The 14,232-nt window shown below is 61.3% G+C and carries 16 protein-coding genes, 1 tRNA gene and 1 pseudogene; 10 read left to right on the top strand and 8 right to left on the bottom strand.

Annotated features, from left to right (window positions below; all coding sequences use genetic code 11):
- Positions 1-3 precede the first annotated feature (3 nt).
- Positions 4-354, bottom strand: coding sequence for a GrlR family regulatory protein (locus IVA95_RS05365; protein ID WP_247509550.1), 351 nt, complete (start codon positions 352-354; stop codon positions 4-6).
- A 227-nt stretch (positions 355-581) separates the two neighbouring features.
- Between IVA95_RS05365 and IVA95_RS05360 the strand changes: the two genes are divergently transcribed.
- Positions 582-1,031: a hypothetical protein gene (locus IVA95_RS05360; protein WP_247509600.1), complete on the top strand. Its 450-nt coding sequence runs from the start codon at positions 582-584 to the stop codon at positions 1,029-1,031.
- A gap of 189 nt (positions 1,032-1,220) precedes the next feature.
- On the opposite strand, the gene IVA95_RS05355 is transcribed toward IVA95_RS05360, so the two are convergent.
- Positions 1,221-1,604, bottom strand: a complete 384-nt coding sequence (locus IVA95_RS05355; RefSeq protein WP_247509549.1) for a VOC family protein — start codon at positions 1,602-1,604, stop codon at positions 1,221-1,223.
- Between the two features lie 280 nt (positions 1,605-1,884).
- Between IVA95_RS05355 and IVA95_RS05350 the strand changes: the two genes are divergently transcribed.
- Together IVA95_RS05350 and IVA95_RS05345 are read left to right on the top strand one after the other, a co-directional pair.
- On the top strand, positions 1,885-2,487 hold the full coding sequence (locus tag IVA95_RS05350; protein WP_247509548.1) for a hypothetical protein: 603 nt from the start codon (positions 1,885-1,887) through the stop codon (positions 2,485-2,487).
- A 138-nt stretch (positions 2,488-2,625) separates the two neighbouring features.
- The gene (locus tag IVA95_RS05345) at positions 2,626-3,114 is read left to right on the top strand and encodes a hypothetical protein (protein WP_247509547.1); all 489 of its coding nucleotides are present in this window, start codon (positions 2,626-2,628) and stop codon (positions 3,112-3,114) included.
- Between the two features lie 15 nt (positions 3,115-3,129).
- On the opposite strand, the gene IVA95_RS05340 is transcribed toward IVA95_RS05345, so the two are convergent.
- On the bottom strand, positions 3,130-3,504 hold the full coding sequence (locus IVA95_RS05340; protein WP_247509546.1) for a hypothetical protein: 375 nt from the start codon (positions 3,502-3,504) through the stop codon (positions 3,130-3,132).
- A gap of 191 nt (positions 3,505-3,695) precedes the next feature.
- Here IVA95_RS05340 and IVA95_RS05335 point away from each other — a divergent pair, with 191 nt between their 5' ends.
- The 4 genes and pseudogenes from IVA95_RS05335 to IVA95_RS05320 form a co-directional block, all read left to right on the top strand.
- A complete protein-coding gene (locus IVA95_RS05335; RefSeq protein WP_247509545.1) occupies positions 3,696-4,022 on the top strand; it encodes a cupin domain-containing protein in 327 nt (108 codons plus the stop codon).
- Positions 4,023-4,537: 515 nt separating this feature from the next.
- Positions 4,538-5,494, top strand: a complete 957-nt coding sequence (locus tag IVA95_RS05330; protein ID WP_247509544.1) for an alpha/beta hydrolase — start codon at positions 4,538-4,540, stop codon at positions 5,492-5,494.
- Between the two features lie 305 nt (positions 5,495-5,799).
- On the top strand, positions 5,800-6,144 hold the full coding sequence (locus tag IVA95_RS05325; RefSeq protein ID WP_247509543.1) for a hypothetical protein: 345 nt from the start codon (positions 5,800-5,802) through the stop codon (positions 6,142-6,144).
- 791 nt (positions 6,145-6,935) lie between these two features.
- Positions 6,936-7,274: pseudogene (locus IVA95_RS05320) on the top strand (dihydrodipicolinate reductase C-terminal domain-containing protein); the annotation flags it as partial.
- Positions 7,275-7,667: 393 nt separating this feature from the next.
- Here the strand turns inward: IVA95_RS05320 and IVA95_RS05315 are convergent.
- The 4 genes from IVA95_RS05315 to IVA95_RS05300 form a co-directional block, all read right to left on the bottom strand.
- Entirely contained in the window at positions 7,668-8,063 is a 396-nt protein-coding gene (locus IVA95_RS05315; RefSeq protein ID WP_247509542.1) for a hypothetical protein, read from the bottom strand.
- 175 nt (positions 8,064-8,238) lie between these two features.
- Positions 8,239-8,982 carry a sulfite exporter TauE/SafE family protein gene (locus IVA95_RS05310; protein WP_256470156.1) on the bottom strand — a complete coding sequence of 248 codons (744 nt, stop codon included), beginning with the start codon at positions 8,980-8,982 and terminating at the stop codon, positions 8,239-8,241.
- Positions 8,983-9,268: 286 nt separating this feature from the next.
- A tRNA-Arg gene (locus IVA95_RS05305) sits at positions 9,269-9,345 on the bottom strand.
- A gap of 48 nt (positions 9,346-9,393) precedes the next feature.
- The gene (locus IVA95_RS05300; protein WP_247509540.1) at positions 9,394-9,651 is read right to left on the bottom strand and encodes a hypothetical protein; all 258 of its coding nucleotides are present in this window, start codon (positions 9,649-9,651) and stop codon (positions 9,394-9,396) included.
- 330 nt (positions 9,652-9,981) lie between these two features.
- Here IVA95_RS05300 and IVA95_RS05295 point away from each other — a divergent pair, with 330 nt between their 5' ends.
- The 3 genes from IVA95_RS05295 to IVA95_RS05285 all read left to right on the top strand — a co-directional run bounded on the left by IVA95_RS05295 (position 9,982) and on the right by IVA95_RS05285 (position 13,326).
- Positions 9,982-10,428: a hypothetical protein gene (locus IVA95_RS05295; protein ID WP_247509539.1), complete on the top strand. Its 447-nt coding sequence runs from the start codon at positions 9,982-9,984 to the stop codon at positions 10,426-10,428.
- Between the two features lie 155 nt (positions 10,429-10,583).
- The gene (locus IVA95_RS05290; RefSeq protein ID WP_213245359.1) at positions 10,584-11,459 is read left to right on the top strand and encodes a DMT family transporter; all 876 of its coding nucleotides are present in this window, start codon (positions 10,584-10,586) and stop codon (positions 11,457-11,459) included.
- Between the two features lie 130 nt (positions 11,460-11,589).
- Positions 11,590-13,326 carry a Cache 3/Cache 2 fusion domain-containing protein gene (locus tag IVA95_RS05285; protein WP_247509538.1) on the top strand — a complete coding sequence of 579 codons (1,737 nt, stop codon included), beginning with the start codon at positions 11,590-11,592 and terminating at the stop codon, positions 13,324-13,326.
- A 176-nt stretch (positions 13,327-13,502) separates the two neighbouring features.
- Here IVA95_RS05285 and IVA95_RS05280 read toward each other — a convergent pair whose 3' ends face one another.
- Complete coding sequence (locus tag IVA95_RS05280) at positions 13,503-14,162, bottom strand: peroxiredoxin (RefSeq protein ID WP_247509537.1); 660 nt, start codon at positions 14,160-14,162, stop codon at positions 13,503-13,505.
- Positions 14,163-14,232 lie beyond the last annotated feature (70 nt).

Here is a 14,232-nt window from a genome sequence, read left to right as displayed (position 1 = left end):
TCGCTATTTGATATCAGCCAATTTGTGCAGCGTGGCGCCGAAGATCTGGCTTGCTTTGCCGACAAGCGCGGTTCCATTCATGCTGCCGCGGGTGTCGGTGAAGGTTCCGGATACGCCGATGCCGACAGGGGTGGGGCCGCCGAACAGTGGATTGTCGTTATCGCGCGGGGTGGTGTGACGCTGCACCAGGACCTCGCCCTTGAAGGTATCGCCCTTCACGGTGTAGCTGCCAGTATAAAACAGGTAGGCGTCGCCGCCGAGAATTTGGCCGTCCCGAAACAGAATAACGCCGCTCCCCTTGCCGATGCGCCCATCCAGCAGGGTGACGTGGATCGAATACAGCCCGTTCTTCATGGCGTCCCAGGTGGCCGGCCGCAGCGCCCACCGAAGCCGGTCAAGAAAGTATGCCAAAGCGTGGCCGGCACCGTCAACGCGTCAGGTTGCCCGCCTGTTCCCAAACCTGAAACGTACCACCCACGACGTGACGCCGGGATGACGTGCGGAGGACCGAATCGAGTTGGCCCGCGAAATGCATAGTTTTCGTTGGCACCGGCCGGCGGGTGCTGGAGCAAGAGAAACAGGTGACCAACTGGATAAATTCAGGCGGCCACGTGCCGCATCGACATGCACAGAGTAGCAATCGTGAAACCACGGGCCGCCATCGTGCGGACCGCTGGAAAGGGCCGCTCATCATCGGCAGCGTGTTGCTGATGTTGCCGCTGGCCGCGGTTCCCGGCGCGGCCCGCGATCCCGACGGGCGTTACGCCAACTCACCGCTGAAGCAGTGGTTCGACAGTCTGAAGAGCGGAAGGGGACCGTGCTGTTCCGATGCTGATGGCAGCGCCGTCAGCGACGTGGATTGGGAATCGAAAGGCGGACACTACCGCGTTCGCATCGACGGCGAGTGGTACGACGTGCCTGAAGATGCCGTCATCACCGAGCCGAACCGGGTAGGGCGAACCATGGTCTGGCCGATCCACGGCTATCAGGGATTGAGCATCCGCTGCTTCATGCCGGGATCGATGACGTAACGCGCGAGCGCTGGCCCGACCCACGACTGTCATACTCCGCGAAGGCGGAGTATCCAGTACGCTGCGGCCTCTCGGTTTTGTTTGGTGCCTCGGGGATACTGGATCACCCGCTGGGGCCTGTCATCGGGCGCTGAAGGCGAGACCCGGTGGCGGGTGACGACGATTCAGAAAGACATGCTCACCGGCGCGTCACGTATATTTCTTGTCGCGTTCGAGCAGTTCAATCGAGATGCCCTGCGGCCCGCGGATGAAGCAGATGCGAACGCCAGGTCGTATCGTGGTCGGTTCCTTCGTGAACTCGACGCCCTTCGCCTTGATCTCGGCGGCGACCGCGTCGATGTCTTTCACCGTCAGTCCGAAATGGTCGAGCCCCTGATAGGGCGTCACCGGCGGCGCGTTGATGCCGTCGCCGGCGGTAACGGGTGCGATGAACACATTGGCACCGCCGAGTTTGACGTCGATCCGCCCAGGGGCACGGACGATCTCGCCGCCCAGAATGTCTTCAAGCCAGGCTGCAGTCGCTTCGGGATCGGGGCTGCGCAAATGCACATGGTCCCAGGTAACGGTCGGCATCTCGATCGGTCTCCCTAGTGTTGTTGCGGCGCTGAAGGCCGGTTAGGGCGTAGCGGCCAATGAAGCCGCCAGCCAATCCACAACGCTATCCTGCAAGCCTTGCGCCGCCGCCGCAATATTGTCGAGGTGGCATGAAACCATTTCTGCGCTGGATGATTGTTGACGGGCGGCGGGATCCGTACAGCGGCGGTCGTGACAGAGGCCGTACGGGAAAACGCCCCGTATGGCTTTTTCATGCGCGGCACGGCAAACGCCGACGCCGCGGGGTGAGGGCGAGGCTATGAGAATCGCCGGGTGGTCGTTCGGAAAGTCCGAAGCGCGGCTTGCCGTGCTGCCCGCCATCGCCATCGTCGGATGCGCCGTATGGCTGATGCTCCCGCAAGCGAGCGACGCCGAAAGCCATTCAGCGGCGACCCCGTCTGAAGTTGCCGGCGTCACGCAAGGCGTATTCCGCACGGATCATACGGCCGCTACTCAGGCAACCCTGACGAGTCCGGAGCCGTCAGCGGTTTCTACCGATCCCAACCAGGTGGTTGGCGCTGCGGCGCCTCTTGACATCGCACCGCCGGAAACGGTCGCCCCTGCCAAGTCGCCGCTCGACGGCCTGAAGATCATCTCGCAGTCATGGCGAAGGGGCGGGCTTGGCTCGAAAGCGCTGGTGACCTTCACGCTTCGCAATACCAATGACTACGCGGTGAGGGACATCGAGATCGCCTGCAGTTTCATCCGCCGGGACGGCAGCCATCTGACCGACCGCAGGCGGATCATTCCGGATACCGTGAACATGAAGAGCCGGAAGCGATACGCCGGCGTGCTGGTCGGGTTCGTCAACGTCAACGCGAATAAGGCGAAGTGTTCACTGGTGACGGCCAGCCGCGTTTAACCCTGTGCGGCCGAGTTCACCTGTCATCCCCGAAATGTGACCTGCGCCTTTGAACCTTGCAAGTTGAGCAGGAACTAAACGCTATATGGCCCGTTGGGCGATTGAACCGCGCGCCGTTCGCGCGGGGGAGCAAGATCAATGCCTGTGGCGCGTTATTTCCTGTTTGTCGGCGGAGTGTTGCTGGCGCTGTTGTTGGCGATCGATGCGTTCGCGCCACAACAGGCCGTGGTCGCCAGCCAAGCCGTTTCTTCGGCCGACAAGACTTCTTCGGTCGACAAGACGGTGGTGCGCATTCGTTCCGACCAGAAGCTACCGGAGCGGGTGGTCTTTGACACCAGCCTTCCGACCATTGTTCCGCCGCTGGCCGTGACCGCCCAAGCCGTTGCGCCGCCCGCGCCCGCCGTGACCCCCGCCACGGCCGATGCCACCGCTCAGGCCCGGGCGCGGGACACGTTTGCCCAGTACGTCCCGGCGGAGGCGAAGAAGCCGGAGCCGCCGATCCAGCGCAAGCGCAAGGTGGCAAAAAGCCGTCCGGGGCCGATGCAGTTCGCGCAGCCGCCGCAAATGCGGGTCGCGCAGCAGTCACACTTCGGCTTCTTCGGCGGCCCGAGCTGGAATACCTGGTAAGCCGCGCCGCCTGATTTAGCGCGGCAGCTTCGGAATCTTGTCTGCAAAACCGTTGAAGCAGGTCAGCCGCTCGTCTTCTTCCTTGACGTAGCGGCAGTCACTGACGCTTTTCGCTGCCACCGCCTTCGCTTTAGGCTGTGGCGCATAAATGGCATCGTAGCAATCGAGGCGTTCCTTGGTCGCATCGTCGATGTCCTGGCAGGCCTGTAATTTTTGGGCGACCGACAACGGTTTTTCTTTCTTGCCCGCCGTCGGATTCTTCGACCCGACCACAACCAGCGGTTTGCCGCCGATGGTGGGAGGATTGTCTGGGGCGGCCGGGGTGCTCGTTCCCTGAGCCAGCGCCGCCGCCGGATACAGGATCGCCAGCGTCAGGATGATCTTTCTCATATCGAAATGTCCGAATAGCCGTAAGCTGAACCAGCGCCCCCGGGGAGACGATAGCTCCCCGACCCTCGGAATCGAAAATCCCGCTGGGCGCCTGCGTTCTCTAGCATCATCCCCGAGCGTCTGTCTAACCCGTTGATTTAATAGCCATTCAATTGAGCCGGCGACGGTTTGGAGGGTGCAGCCGGGCCCTGATGTCCGCTGCAGGCGCGCTGCGGACGCTGCATTGGCGTGGACCGAGCGATTGCAGAGGCGACGTCGGCTACATTCCGCAAGGCTGCGGCCATTCGATCGAGAATGTCGGCAGCGGACCTGCGCGCATCCTGATCGGATTCAATGCGGGCATCTGCGAGACCATCGAACTGCCGCAATGGATCGCGGCAAATCCCAAGGAAAATCCCAAGGATGTCCTCACCGCGAATTTCGGCCAGCCGGCGGAACTATTCGAAAAGTTCCCCCGACCGCGACGTGGTCATCGCTGCAAAGGAGCAGGCCCGTTGAGGAGCGCGTTGCGTCCTTGAGAACGTCGCCCGATCCCGCGAGCAATCGCATTAGTGGGTTCAGGCGCACATCTAGCGCAGCCGATAGGCGTCAAATGCGTGAGCCAGGAATATGCCGATGCTGACGAAGACGAGGATTGCCGTCACGACCTCGGTCATGGCCTTCCTCCCTGTATCGCCATGCCCATAAGGGCGCGCTTCAGAAATTCGCGGTAGATGAGGTTCAGGACCGATACCAACATGATCTAACCCCTTGTTCGGTTGCTGGGACCGTAGCGGCTCTTTGTTTCCGGAGCGCTTCGCGGCGGAGTAGAATGGTTTCGTCGCGCCTGCTCCCGATCACAGAATCGCGACGGAACCGGAACGATCCAAAACAAACCCTGTCAGCGGTTGGCCCGCCCTTTTCTCGCCATCCTAATTCAGGAGACGTGCGGGGCGGTGCTACGGGGCAATGTTCCCAAAGGTCCTAGGTGATCATCCGACATTTGCAGCAAAACGAGACTTTGAGGTCGCGCCGTGCGTTCCTGCGCGGAATTGTGTCTTCGGCCAGCGCGCTTGCGCTCGGTGGATGCGCCAGCCTCGGCGCGACGGGCGCGCGTTACGACGCTTCGTCGCTCTCGGTGGAGCCGACACTGCTCGTCGCAACCACGCGCAAGCCGGTGAGCGGCGGGCGTGCGAAACCGTGGTTCGGGCCGGAGCGGGCATCGAAGATGACCGTGGCACGTGCGAAGCTGGTGCCGCCCGACGAGAATCGTTTCTCCCTCGCCGCAGCCGGACTTGGCGATTGGCGTCTCGATACGGTCGAGCCGGTATCGGGAGAGGTCGGTGATCTTCTCGGGCAAACCAGCGGCGGCGCGGACGTGCTGATCTACGTGCACGGTTTCAAACAGACGTTCGAGACGGCGGCGCTCGATGCCGCGCACCTCGCTGATGGCGTTCGATTCCGCGGCCAGACGATGGTCTTCTCCTGGCCGTCCAAGGCCGGACTGTTCGACTATGCTTATGACCGCGACAGCGCGATGTACTCCCGCGACGCCTTCGAGCGCGTGCTGCATTCCCTCGCCACCGCCCCGAGCGTCGGCCGCGTTCACATCGTCGCGCACAGCATGGGAACCATGCTGACCCTTGAAGGGCTGCGTCAGCTCTATGCGCGATATGGCGACAGCGTTGCCGGCAAAATCGGGGCCGTGGTGTTCGCCTCACCGGACATCGACATGGATGTGTTCTCTTCGGCGACCCAGAATATCGGACCACTCACCCGCAAGATCACCGTCGTCGCCTCGACGAACGATCGCGCGCTTGCGTTGTCGGGACGATTGGCCGGCGGGGTGACGCGGGTCGGCGCCGCCGAGAAGGCCACTATCGAGCAGCTCGGCGTGCGCGTTATCGATGCGTCCGATTCAGGTTGGGGCATCATCAACCACGATCTGTTTCTATCGAATGCCGAGGTACGGAAGGTGATCCGCCGCTCGATCGATACCTCGGCCGCCTGAACTCGCCTTCGGCGCATCGGCATCGCACGGAACATGATGGCGCCCGTCCATTGCCGGCAAGCGGCCATCACAACGTCACCGTGTTGTCACCCATAATCTCGCCAAATTGACGGAACAATTATTGGTGGCCGGCACGGTGGTGCCCGGTCTCGCCTCGAACTGCTCAACGCTTGAATTGCTCAATGTCCGCAACGCCGACCGGTTGTCGGCGCGCGATGCTTTGCGAGTCGATCGGGGAGGTATGGGCGACAGCGGGCGTTTGCCGGCGATCCAGATTATTCAGTTGATACAGAGGAATAAAAATCATGCGTCAAACAACATTCAAGGCCGCGGCAGGGTCGAACGCGAACTACCGGCATGTGCTATCACTCGCGGCGGGCGTCGCCCTGCTCGCGGGCGTCACCACGGCCCATGCGCAGAGCACGGGCATCGCCTCTTGCGACGACTTCCTGACCAAATACGACGCCTGCATCGGCTCCAAGGTCCCCGAGGCACAGCGCGCGATGTACAAGACGCAGATCGACCAGACACGCAAGGCGTGGGTCGACATGGCTAAGAATCCGTCGACCAAGGCGACGATGGAAGCGACCTGCAAGCAGACCTTGGACGCGACGAAGGCATCGCTCACGGCCTACGGCTGCTCGTTCTGATCGGCCCGTGCGCCGCTGAAGAGGAGTGGCGCCGAGCGCCACTCCTTGAAGGCGGGCGGGACCAGACGGGAGCGGCCGACGAAGCCGGCGAGGCGCTCTTTCGGAATTTGGCCAAAACGACACGGGCAGCGCCGGCACACGATTCACGATCAAGCGGCGCGTCTTCAAGGCGCGGTCTGCAAACTTCTTCTCGGCTCGATTAACCACTTGTTAACCATAACGCCCTAGCATTGCCGCTTCACAGAGAGTCGCCAAGGACCGCAATCCGAAGGCGCAATTGACCGTTCATCTTGGGGGCGAGCAGTGCTCGCGGGGCGCCTAGGAGAAACGTCATGTCATCATCTGGTGTACGCCTACTGTCCGAATTCGTTCCGGCGATTTTCGGCGCACTCGGGTTGGGTGTCCCGATTGCGATTGCGATCATTTGGATTTGCTCGTGATGGACGAGTCGCTCGTCTTTTGATGGCGGCCGTCACACTGGCATTGTGTGGCTTGGGCGAAGCTGGTTGGGCACTACTTGCGACTGACCGAACCGTCCTTGCGATCTATCGTTCCGGAACTGACTATAGGGGCCAAATTGCTTCCAGAGGTTCTCGACCTCCATAGTCACCATTCGCCGCGTGACGCGCTACTTCGTGTGAACAATGCAAGTGCGCGCGAGACATCTTCACTATCGTCGGAGCGGTTCGATCGATGATGAGTTGCGCGAGTTTCGCCAAGTTCATTAGGCCGCGTCAGGCGTTCCTCGGCGGTGCGCGTCAAAGTAGGTGTGGCCTTCATCGCATATGGCCCGGAAAGTCGATGCGCCTTCCAAAACAGCATTGATGCTGGGTGAAGCCGCGGCGCGAGGTCGCGGCGTTTCCCTCGCCTCCGTGGAGCGGCGAGGCCGGGATGGCATTAGTGGCGAGCGCTTGCTGGGTGAGATAGGCTTCTCGGTTTTGCGCGGCGGGGGCATTGTTGGAGAGCATAGCGTTACGTTCGCCGCAGCCGAAGAGGTTGTGACACTTTCACACGTGGCACTGGATCGTAGCATGTTCGCGCACGGCGCGTTGGTCGCCGCACGCTGGGTTATCGGGCGCGCGCCCGGCGAGTATGACATGCAGGATGTCCTGGGCTTGAAGCGTTCGTGACGAGCATCCAGCTTGCTGCGCGGTTGAGCCAATACAAACTGAGCGCGAAACATGGCTCTAAATCTTACGCTTGACCGTAGCTAAAGAAAGCGGGGAGCCACCTTGAACAGAAACTCGCGGGCTTCTTCCAATTCAGCGGGTGGAACCGGGAGCGGATACTTTTCGGCATCGGGGGCATGTCGGTAGCAGTTTGCTGTACGAAACACCAACCTCCAATAAGTCCAATCTGGCCCCAGAGCAGACTTTAGCGCACTTTCTCCTCCGGCTAACTTCCGGACTAGTTCCGCAGACTTGAAAACGTCGTACCAATTATCTGCTCGCGTTAGACGTGAGAACAACTCTGCGCGCTTATCGTCAGTGTCGGCTTCCCTTAACCAGCGCTGTACTGATGACTCAGATGACGTTGGTGTTGCGGACGTCACCGCCTCGACTTCTTATTCTTTCCAAGTTTAAATTGAGGCGCACAGAAGCAGCAGAAAGAATGGGTATGCGTTTCCCCGCGCCATCGAATTTCAAAACGAGACCAATGCTGAGAGGTTTGGCGTCACTGTGAATCAGAAGGGCCGCCCCGTTTAGACGCTCAACTATCCGCTTGGCGTCGCGCGTAACATCTGCCGCCTTCATAATCGATGCCCATGCCTTTGTTCGCAGCAGTGGGATGACAATGCTGTCGCCAGCCAAATAATCTTCGACCCAAGGGTCAAACGGCGATTGAAGGACTTCGCGGGCATCGCCGATATCAATCCTTTCTCCTTTGAGCTCAATCGCCCATCCTTCGGCGTTCTTCATTGAATTCCCTCTAGCTGTACATGCATATCCGATAAATGCTCCAACTCAAACCGACGAACATCATCAGAGCGCGAGGTACATGCTGTTTCGGGGATCAGAGAAGACTGCTCAGTGAAACGGAGTCGCACGACAACATGATAGCGGCGGTCCCATCGAGATGGCGCGGCCATCCTGGTCACTGCAAGAAAAGGCCTGCCAAGTTCACGAGGCTGAGTCCCGCAAGGACTATACCAACCAAGGTCAACGTGACGCGCGTTGATAGGATGCGCAAGAGATAGCCGGCAAGCGGTGCAGCCAGCGCGCCGCCGATGATAAGTCCGAGCACGAGCTGGCCATAGAGCGCGAAATCCAGCTTCGTCAGAAAGGCAGCTGAAACGCTCAAAGTGACAAAGAATTCAGCCACATTCGCCGAACCCACCGTGCGACGTGGATTGTCGCCGGCGGCAACCAGCGTCGCGACGACCAGCGGTCCCCAGCCGCCGCCCCCGACTGCGTCCAGAAAGCCGCCGCCGGCACCCACGAGTGGTGTCGGCGGCCGCCACTGATCCAGCTTCCATCCGGCCACGCGTGCGAGGATCAGCACTGACATGGCGCTCAGATAAACTGTGACAACAGGCTTGATGATGGTTTCGGGAATACCGGTCAGCACATAAGCGCCGAAGACACCGCCGCAGACGCCGGCGATCGCCACCTTGAGGAATAATCTCCAGTCAACATTCTTGTTCCAGACATGCGAAACGCCCGAAATCGCGGTGGTGACCACTTCCGCGGCATGAATGGCTGCACTGGCAATGGCGGGAGAAACCCCTGTCGCAATCAGGCTTGAGCTTGCGATCACTCCGAACGCCATGCCGAGGGCCCCGTCGACCATTTGCGCGACAAAGCCGATCGCGATCAGAGTGAGAAACTGAACGTCCATCGATTGGCAATCCCCAGCCTGGGTCCCGCGTGCTCACGTGTTATAGAGGAGGCGCGCCTCTCTCGTCAGGTGTCGATGGCGGCTTTGATACGTTTTCGCCAAGCGACGGTTCGCATAGAAGTGTGCCGGTCTAACCACGGCATTCGCAAGGCAGCCGCGATTGCGGGAGAAACGCTTGACCGGGACTTATATCAGACAGACGTCGACCGTACCCGGCAGCCAACTAGCGAAACAGCGGGACCGAAGAGGTGCTCCAGTCGTGGTGGTGATCCAGTCTGCTTCGGCGTGGCGCGCTCGGAGAGATTCGAACTCCCGACCCTCGGAATCGAAATCCGATGCTCTATCCAGCTGAGCTACGAGCGCCTGCGGTGGCTCGTATCAGACTTGGCCTGATAGAGCCAGTAGCGGAGGTTAGTAGCAGGGATGCCGCCGGCGGTCCTGGCCGATATAGGCGGCCGCGCCTTGACGGCAGAGGATGGTCGAGGGACCGTCGTAATAGGCGAAGGTGCCGGGCTGCGGGCCGGGCCCGTAATTGTGCAGGAAGCTCATCGGGTAAGGCAGGCCCCAATTGTGCAGGGGGTGCCGCTTATGGCGGGCGTCCGCCAGGTTTGGGGCGAGGGCCCCGGTGAAGAGGAGGGCGGCGGCAACGAAAAGCTTTGCTTTGGTCATTTCGATTCTCCGGAGGTCTCACTGAAACGATGGCGATTCGAGCCGAGCGGACAGAAATTCGTACGAAGAAAGCGCATCAAAACAAGGAGATAGAAGGTTAAGTTGTAATTCGACTGAAGCCCGTGCCCCCTGCCATTTTGGCTGATGCAATTTCCCATTCTAGGAGAAGCGGGCAGAAATGTTGCGGAAAACCATCCTAGCGCGCCCATTTTTGGCCTCAAGCGATGCTTAACCAATTCCCAACACAGTCCGGCCAGAGTTCTGTCCGGTCCGGATTTCAAGGGCCGACCTACCCCGTTTGACAAAGGCTATCCGGTTCCCGATCGACCCATGCGCATCACGTCTCTTGCCTTGCTGTCCCTCTCGGTCCTGGTCGCGAGCCCGGCGCGCGCCGACCTGCATATCACGCGCGACCACGGCGGTTATGTCGAGGAGTACAAGGCCAAGTACAAGCGCATCCGCGATCGCAAGGAGCGTGTCATCATCGACGGCATCTGCAACTCGGCCTGCACGCTGGTGTTCGGCATCGTGCCGATGAACAAGATCTGCGTCACGCCAAAGGCAAGCGTTGGTTTCCACCAGGCCTATTACGACAAGGCCTTCACTTTCGGCATCAAGGTCACCAGCGCCGAAGGGACATCGGACCTAATGTCCTATTACCCGGAAACGGTGAAGGACTGGATCCGCCGCAACGGCGGGCTCACGCCCGAAATGAAGAAGATCAAGAACGGCCGCGAGCTCTGGAAGATCGTCGATCCCTGTCCGGAAGAGTGGTGAGCGCCGTTACCATTCTCGCAAGCTCCTAGAACGTGACTATGCCGCGATAGGTTCGCCGCCTTATCAGTTCGTTTTTCGATATGTGAAATCGCGCCGGCAGTCCCGCGTGACCAATCCTTGCCGTACAAGGTGCGATCGGGCAACAGGGGCGGCAAATGACCGGCGAATTCGAAAAAATTGCAGCGCGCGCGGCGCCGGCGATCTTTGTCGTGCTCTGGAGCACGGGCTTCATCGGCACCAAATATGTGCTGAACAGTGCCGAGCCGCTGACCTACCTCGCGATCCGCATGGCGTTCGTGGTGGGGCTGATGGCGATCATCGTCGCAGTCGCGCGGCCGCGCTGGCCGGACCGCATCGGCATCGCGCACAGCGCCGTCGCCGGCATTCTGGTGCATGGATTCTATCTGGGCGGCACGGCGATCGCGATTGCGCATTCAATTCCGGCGGGGCTCTCGGCTTTGATTCCGGGCTTGCAGCCGATCCTGACCTCGACGCTTGCGAGCCGCTGGCTCGGCGAGCGTGTCACGCCGCTGCAATGGGGCGGGTTACTGCTCGGACTCGCCGGTGTCGTGCTGATCCTGCACGACAGGCCGATGAGCGGAGAGGCGGGCTGGGGGTGGCTCGCCTCGGCCGTCTCGCTAATCAGCATCACACTCGGCACGCTGTACCAACGCCGCTACTGCAGCGCGATCGACTGGCGGTCCGGCAATCTCGTGCAATACGTCGCGGTGACGATCTTCTTCGGTCTCGGCGCATGGCTGTTTGAGACCAACGAGGTGCATTGGACCACCGAGTTCATCCTGGCGCTGGCCTGGCTTGCGGTCGTCCTGTCGATCGGATCGATCGGGCTGCTCTATTGGCTGATCCGGCGCTCGGCCGCGACGTCGGTGGCGAGCCTGTTCTATCTGGTGCCCGCGGTGACGTCGCTGATGGCCTACGTGCTGTTCGGCGAGCAGCTGGACGCGGTCTCGCTCGCCGGCATGGCCGCCTGCGCGGCGGCCGTGCTGGTCGTCAACCGCCGCTCAGTTTGAAGTAGAGCGTTCGGCCCTCGTGCACGTATAAATTTCATGAAGCTTATCAGTATTTTCCCTGGGTTGTGCACATTAAGGTGATCGTAAGCAAAACGGGTCAGATTGGGCGCGATTTGGGGGATTTCTCGTCATGACCACGCAATCCGTTGGAAAGTTCCTGCCGGCGCTCAAGCTGCGCCTTGGCACTAAGGCTGTCATCTGCGCGATCTTCCTGATCGCGGTGAATACCGCGCTGGTGGTGGGGGCGGCCCATTGGTCGCTAACTTCCGAATTCGGCGACCGGGCGCTGCGGGACATTGAGCTCAACCTGCGCACGCTGGGGCTGGCATTTGCCGAGACCTACAGCGACGCCAAGATTACCATCAAGGATGGGGCCGTCGTCCGGGCCGAAATTCCGAAGATGCCCGAGTTCAAGGACCACGCGATCGTCGATCGCGCGGTGGGCTATGCCGGCGGCAACGCGACGCTTTTCGTCTATGATGACGCCAGTAACCAGTTCGTCCGCCGCACGACCAATGTGAAGAAGGAGAACGGCGACCGCGCCGTCGGCACCCAGCTCGCGGCAGATCATCCCGGGCAGGCGGTGGTGCGCCGCGGCGAGGCCTACCGCGGCCCGGCGACGCTGTTCGGCAAGACATTCATGACGGCCTACTACCCGATCCTAAATCCGGCCGGCAAGGTGATCGGGCTGCTGTATGTCGGCATTCCCATGGCTCATTACGAGACCATGCTGTCGCATGCCATTCAGAACATGGCTATCGCAGCCGGCATTGCCGCGCTGCTGGTGATGATGCTGACCATGCTGATCGTGCGCCGGGTGACCAAGCCGCTGACGTCGGTGACGGCCTCGCTCACCGCAATCGCCAATGGCAACACCGATGTCGAAATCGACTGTGACGACCGAATGGACGAGATCGGCGAGATTGCGCGTAGCCTCGCGGTCTTCAAGAACAACTCTGTCGAGCGTCGGCGCATGCGCGACGAACAGACCGCGGCCGCCGCGGCCGCGGCCGAGCAGCGCAAATCCGAGCTGCGCGGCTTCGTCGACGAGTTCCAGACCAGCGTCGGCGGCATCCTCGACAAGGTGCTGAACTCATCCAGCGAATTCGAGCGCGTGGCCCGCCAGCTCACCGACACCGCGCGGACTACCGCAAGCCTGTCCGGCAAGTCGGCCGGCGCTTCCGAAACCGCCTCCGAGCATGTCCGCACCGCGGCGGCCGCTTCCGACGAGCTCTCCAGCTCGATCGCCGAAATCACCCGCCGGGTCCAGGAATCGAACGGCATCGCGGCCGACGCCGTCAAGCAGGCCGCCGCCACCGACCAGCGCATCAACGAATTGTCGGAAGCCGGCGCGCGGATCGGCGACGTGGTGAAGCTGATCACCTCGATCGCCGAACAGACCAACCTGCTGGCGCTCAACGCCACCATCGAGGCGGCGCGGGCAGGCGATGCCGGCCGCGGTTTTGCCGTGGTGGCGCAGGAGGTCAAGAGCCTGGCCGGCCAGACCGCGAAGGCGACAGAAGAGATATCCAGCCAGATCGGCAGCATGCAGCTTGCGACCGAAGAGTCGGTCAGCGCGATCAAGGCGATCGGCCAGACCATCGAGCGCATCAGCGATATCGCCACCTCGATCTCGGCGGCGGTCGAGCAGCAGCGCGGCGCGACCCAGAACATCGCGCAGAGCGTGCGCGCGGCGGCCAGCGGCACGGCCGATGTTGCCGCCAACATCCGCAACGCCGCGCAGGGCGCCGACGAGACCGGCGAGACCTCGAGCCGGATGTTTGCCTCCGCGCAGAATCTGTCGAGCGAGAGCCTGCATTTGAAGGCCGAGGTCGAAAAATTCCTCGACCGCGTCCGCGCCGCCTGACGGAAGCGTCGCGGCGAGCGCCGGACTGCTCGTGGCGGATTGGATGGTGCTTAAAAATTAGCCCGTCATTCCGGGGCGGTGCGAAGCACCGAACTCAGGTGCGCAATTGCGCACCTGAGAATCTCGAGATCCCGGGTTCGATGCTTGCGCATCGCCCCGGGATGACCGCTGCGCGGTCACTTCGGTTGCGGCACGATCCGGATATAGGGCTTCGGCGCCTTCCAGCCCTGCGGATAGATCGTCTTCGCCTCGTCGTCGCTGACGGAGCCCGCGATGATGACGTCTTCGCCCTGTTTCCAATCGGCCGGCGTCGCGACGCGATGCTTTGCGGTCAGCTGCAGCGAGTCGATCGCGCGCAGGATCTCCTGGAAGTTGCGGCCGGTGGTCATCGGATAGACGATCGTCAGCTTGATCTTCTTGTCGGGGCCGATCACGATCGCGTTGCGGACGGTCTGGTTGTCCGCAGGCGTGCGGGTGAGGGGATCGCCCGAGGTCGAAGCCGGCAGCATCTCGTAAAGCTTGGAGACGTTGTAGTCGGTATCGCCGATCATCGGATAGTTCGGCGCAGCACCCTGCGTCTCCTTGATGTCCTCCGACCATTTGGAATGGCGGTCGACAGGATCGACGCTCAGGCCAATCAGCTTGACGCCGCGCTTGTCGAATTCCGGTTTCAGCTTGGCGAGCAAGCCGAGCTCGGTGGTGCAGACCGGGGTGAAATCCTTGGGGTGCGAGAACAGCATCGCCCAGCTATTTCCGATCCAGTCGTGGAATTTAATTTTGCCCTCAGTGGTTTCGGCTTCGAAATCGGGGGCGACAGCGCCTATCGGAAGTGCCATGGTTTTACCTCATGTTGTTCAAGTTACAGGGAAATTTGCCTTAAGGATTATAGGAGTCTGAAGCGGTTAA

Origin of the sequence: Bradyrhizobium sp. 157 (assembly GCF_023073815.1) — a bacterium.
Taxonomy (GTDB): Bacteria; Pseudomonadota; Alphaproteobacteria; order Rhizobiales; family Xanthobacteraceae; genus Bradyrhizobium.
The sequence above is the reverse complement of the archived record's forward strand: the minus strand, read 5'-3'. Positions and strand labels throughout refer to the sequence as shown.

Coding starts and splice junctions, on each gene's coding strand:
- IVA95_RS05290 (WP_213245359.1), top strand. CDS start 10,584: ATGACCGGCGAATTCGAAAAAATTGCAGCGCGCGCGGCGCCGGCGATC.
- IVA95_RS05345 (WP_247509547.1), top strand. CDS start 2,626: ATGCCTGTGGCGCGTTATTTCCTGTTTGTCGGCGGAGTGTTGCTGGCG.
- IVA95_RS05315 (WP_247509542.1), bottom strand. CDS start 8,063: ATGAAGAACGCCGAAGGATGGGCGATTGAGCTCAAAGGAGAAAGGATT.
- IVA95_RS05280 (WP_247509537.1), bottom strand. CDS start 14,162: ATGGCACTTCCGATAGGCGCTGTCGCCCCCGATTTCGAAGCCGAAACC.
- IVA95_RS05285 (WP_247509538.1), top strand. CDS start 11,590: ATGACCACGCAATCCGTTGGAAAGTTCCTGCCGGCGCTCAAGCTGCGC.
- IVA95_RS05300 (WP_247509540.1), bottom strand. CDS start 9,651: ATGACCAAAGCAAAGCTTTTCGTTGCCGCCGCCCTCCTCTTCACCGGG.
- IVA95_RS05350 (WP_247509548.1), top strand. CDS start 1,885: ATGAGAATCGCCGGGTGGTCGTTCGGAAAGTCCGAAGCGCGGCTTGCC.
- IVA95_RS05365 (WP_247509550.1), bottom strand. CDS start 354: ATGAAGAACGGGCTGTATTCGATCCACGTCACCCTGCTGGATGGGCGC.
- IVA95_RS05335 (WP_247509545.1), top strand. CDS start 3,696: ATGTCCGCTGCAGGCGCGCTGCGGACGCTGCATTGGCGTGGACCGAGC.
- IVA95_RS05325 (WP_247509543.1), top strand. CDS start 5,800: ATGCGTCAAACAACATTCAAGGCCGCGGCAGGGTCGAACGCGAACTAC.
- IVA95_RS05295 (WP_247509539.1), top strand. CDS start 9,982: ATGCGCATCACGTCTCTTGCCTTGCTGTCCCTCTCGGTCCTGGTCGCG.
- IVA95_RS05355 (WP_247509549.1), bottom strand. CDS start 1,604: ATGCCGACCGTTACCTGGGACCATGTGCATTTGCGCAGCCCCGATCCC.
- IVA95_RS05340 (WP_247509546.1), bottom strand. CDS start 3,504: ATGAGAAAGATCATCCTGACGCTGGCGATCCTGTATCCGGCGGCGGCG.
- IVA95_RS05310 (WP_256470156.1), bottom strand. CDS start 8,982: ATGGACGTTCAGTTTCTCACTCTGATCGCGATCGGCTTTGTCGCGCAA.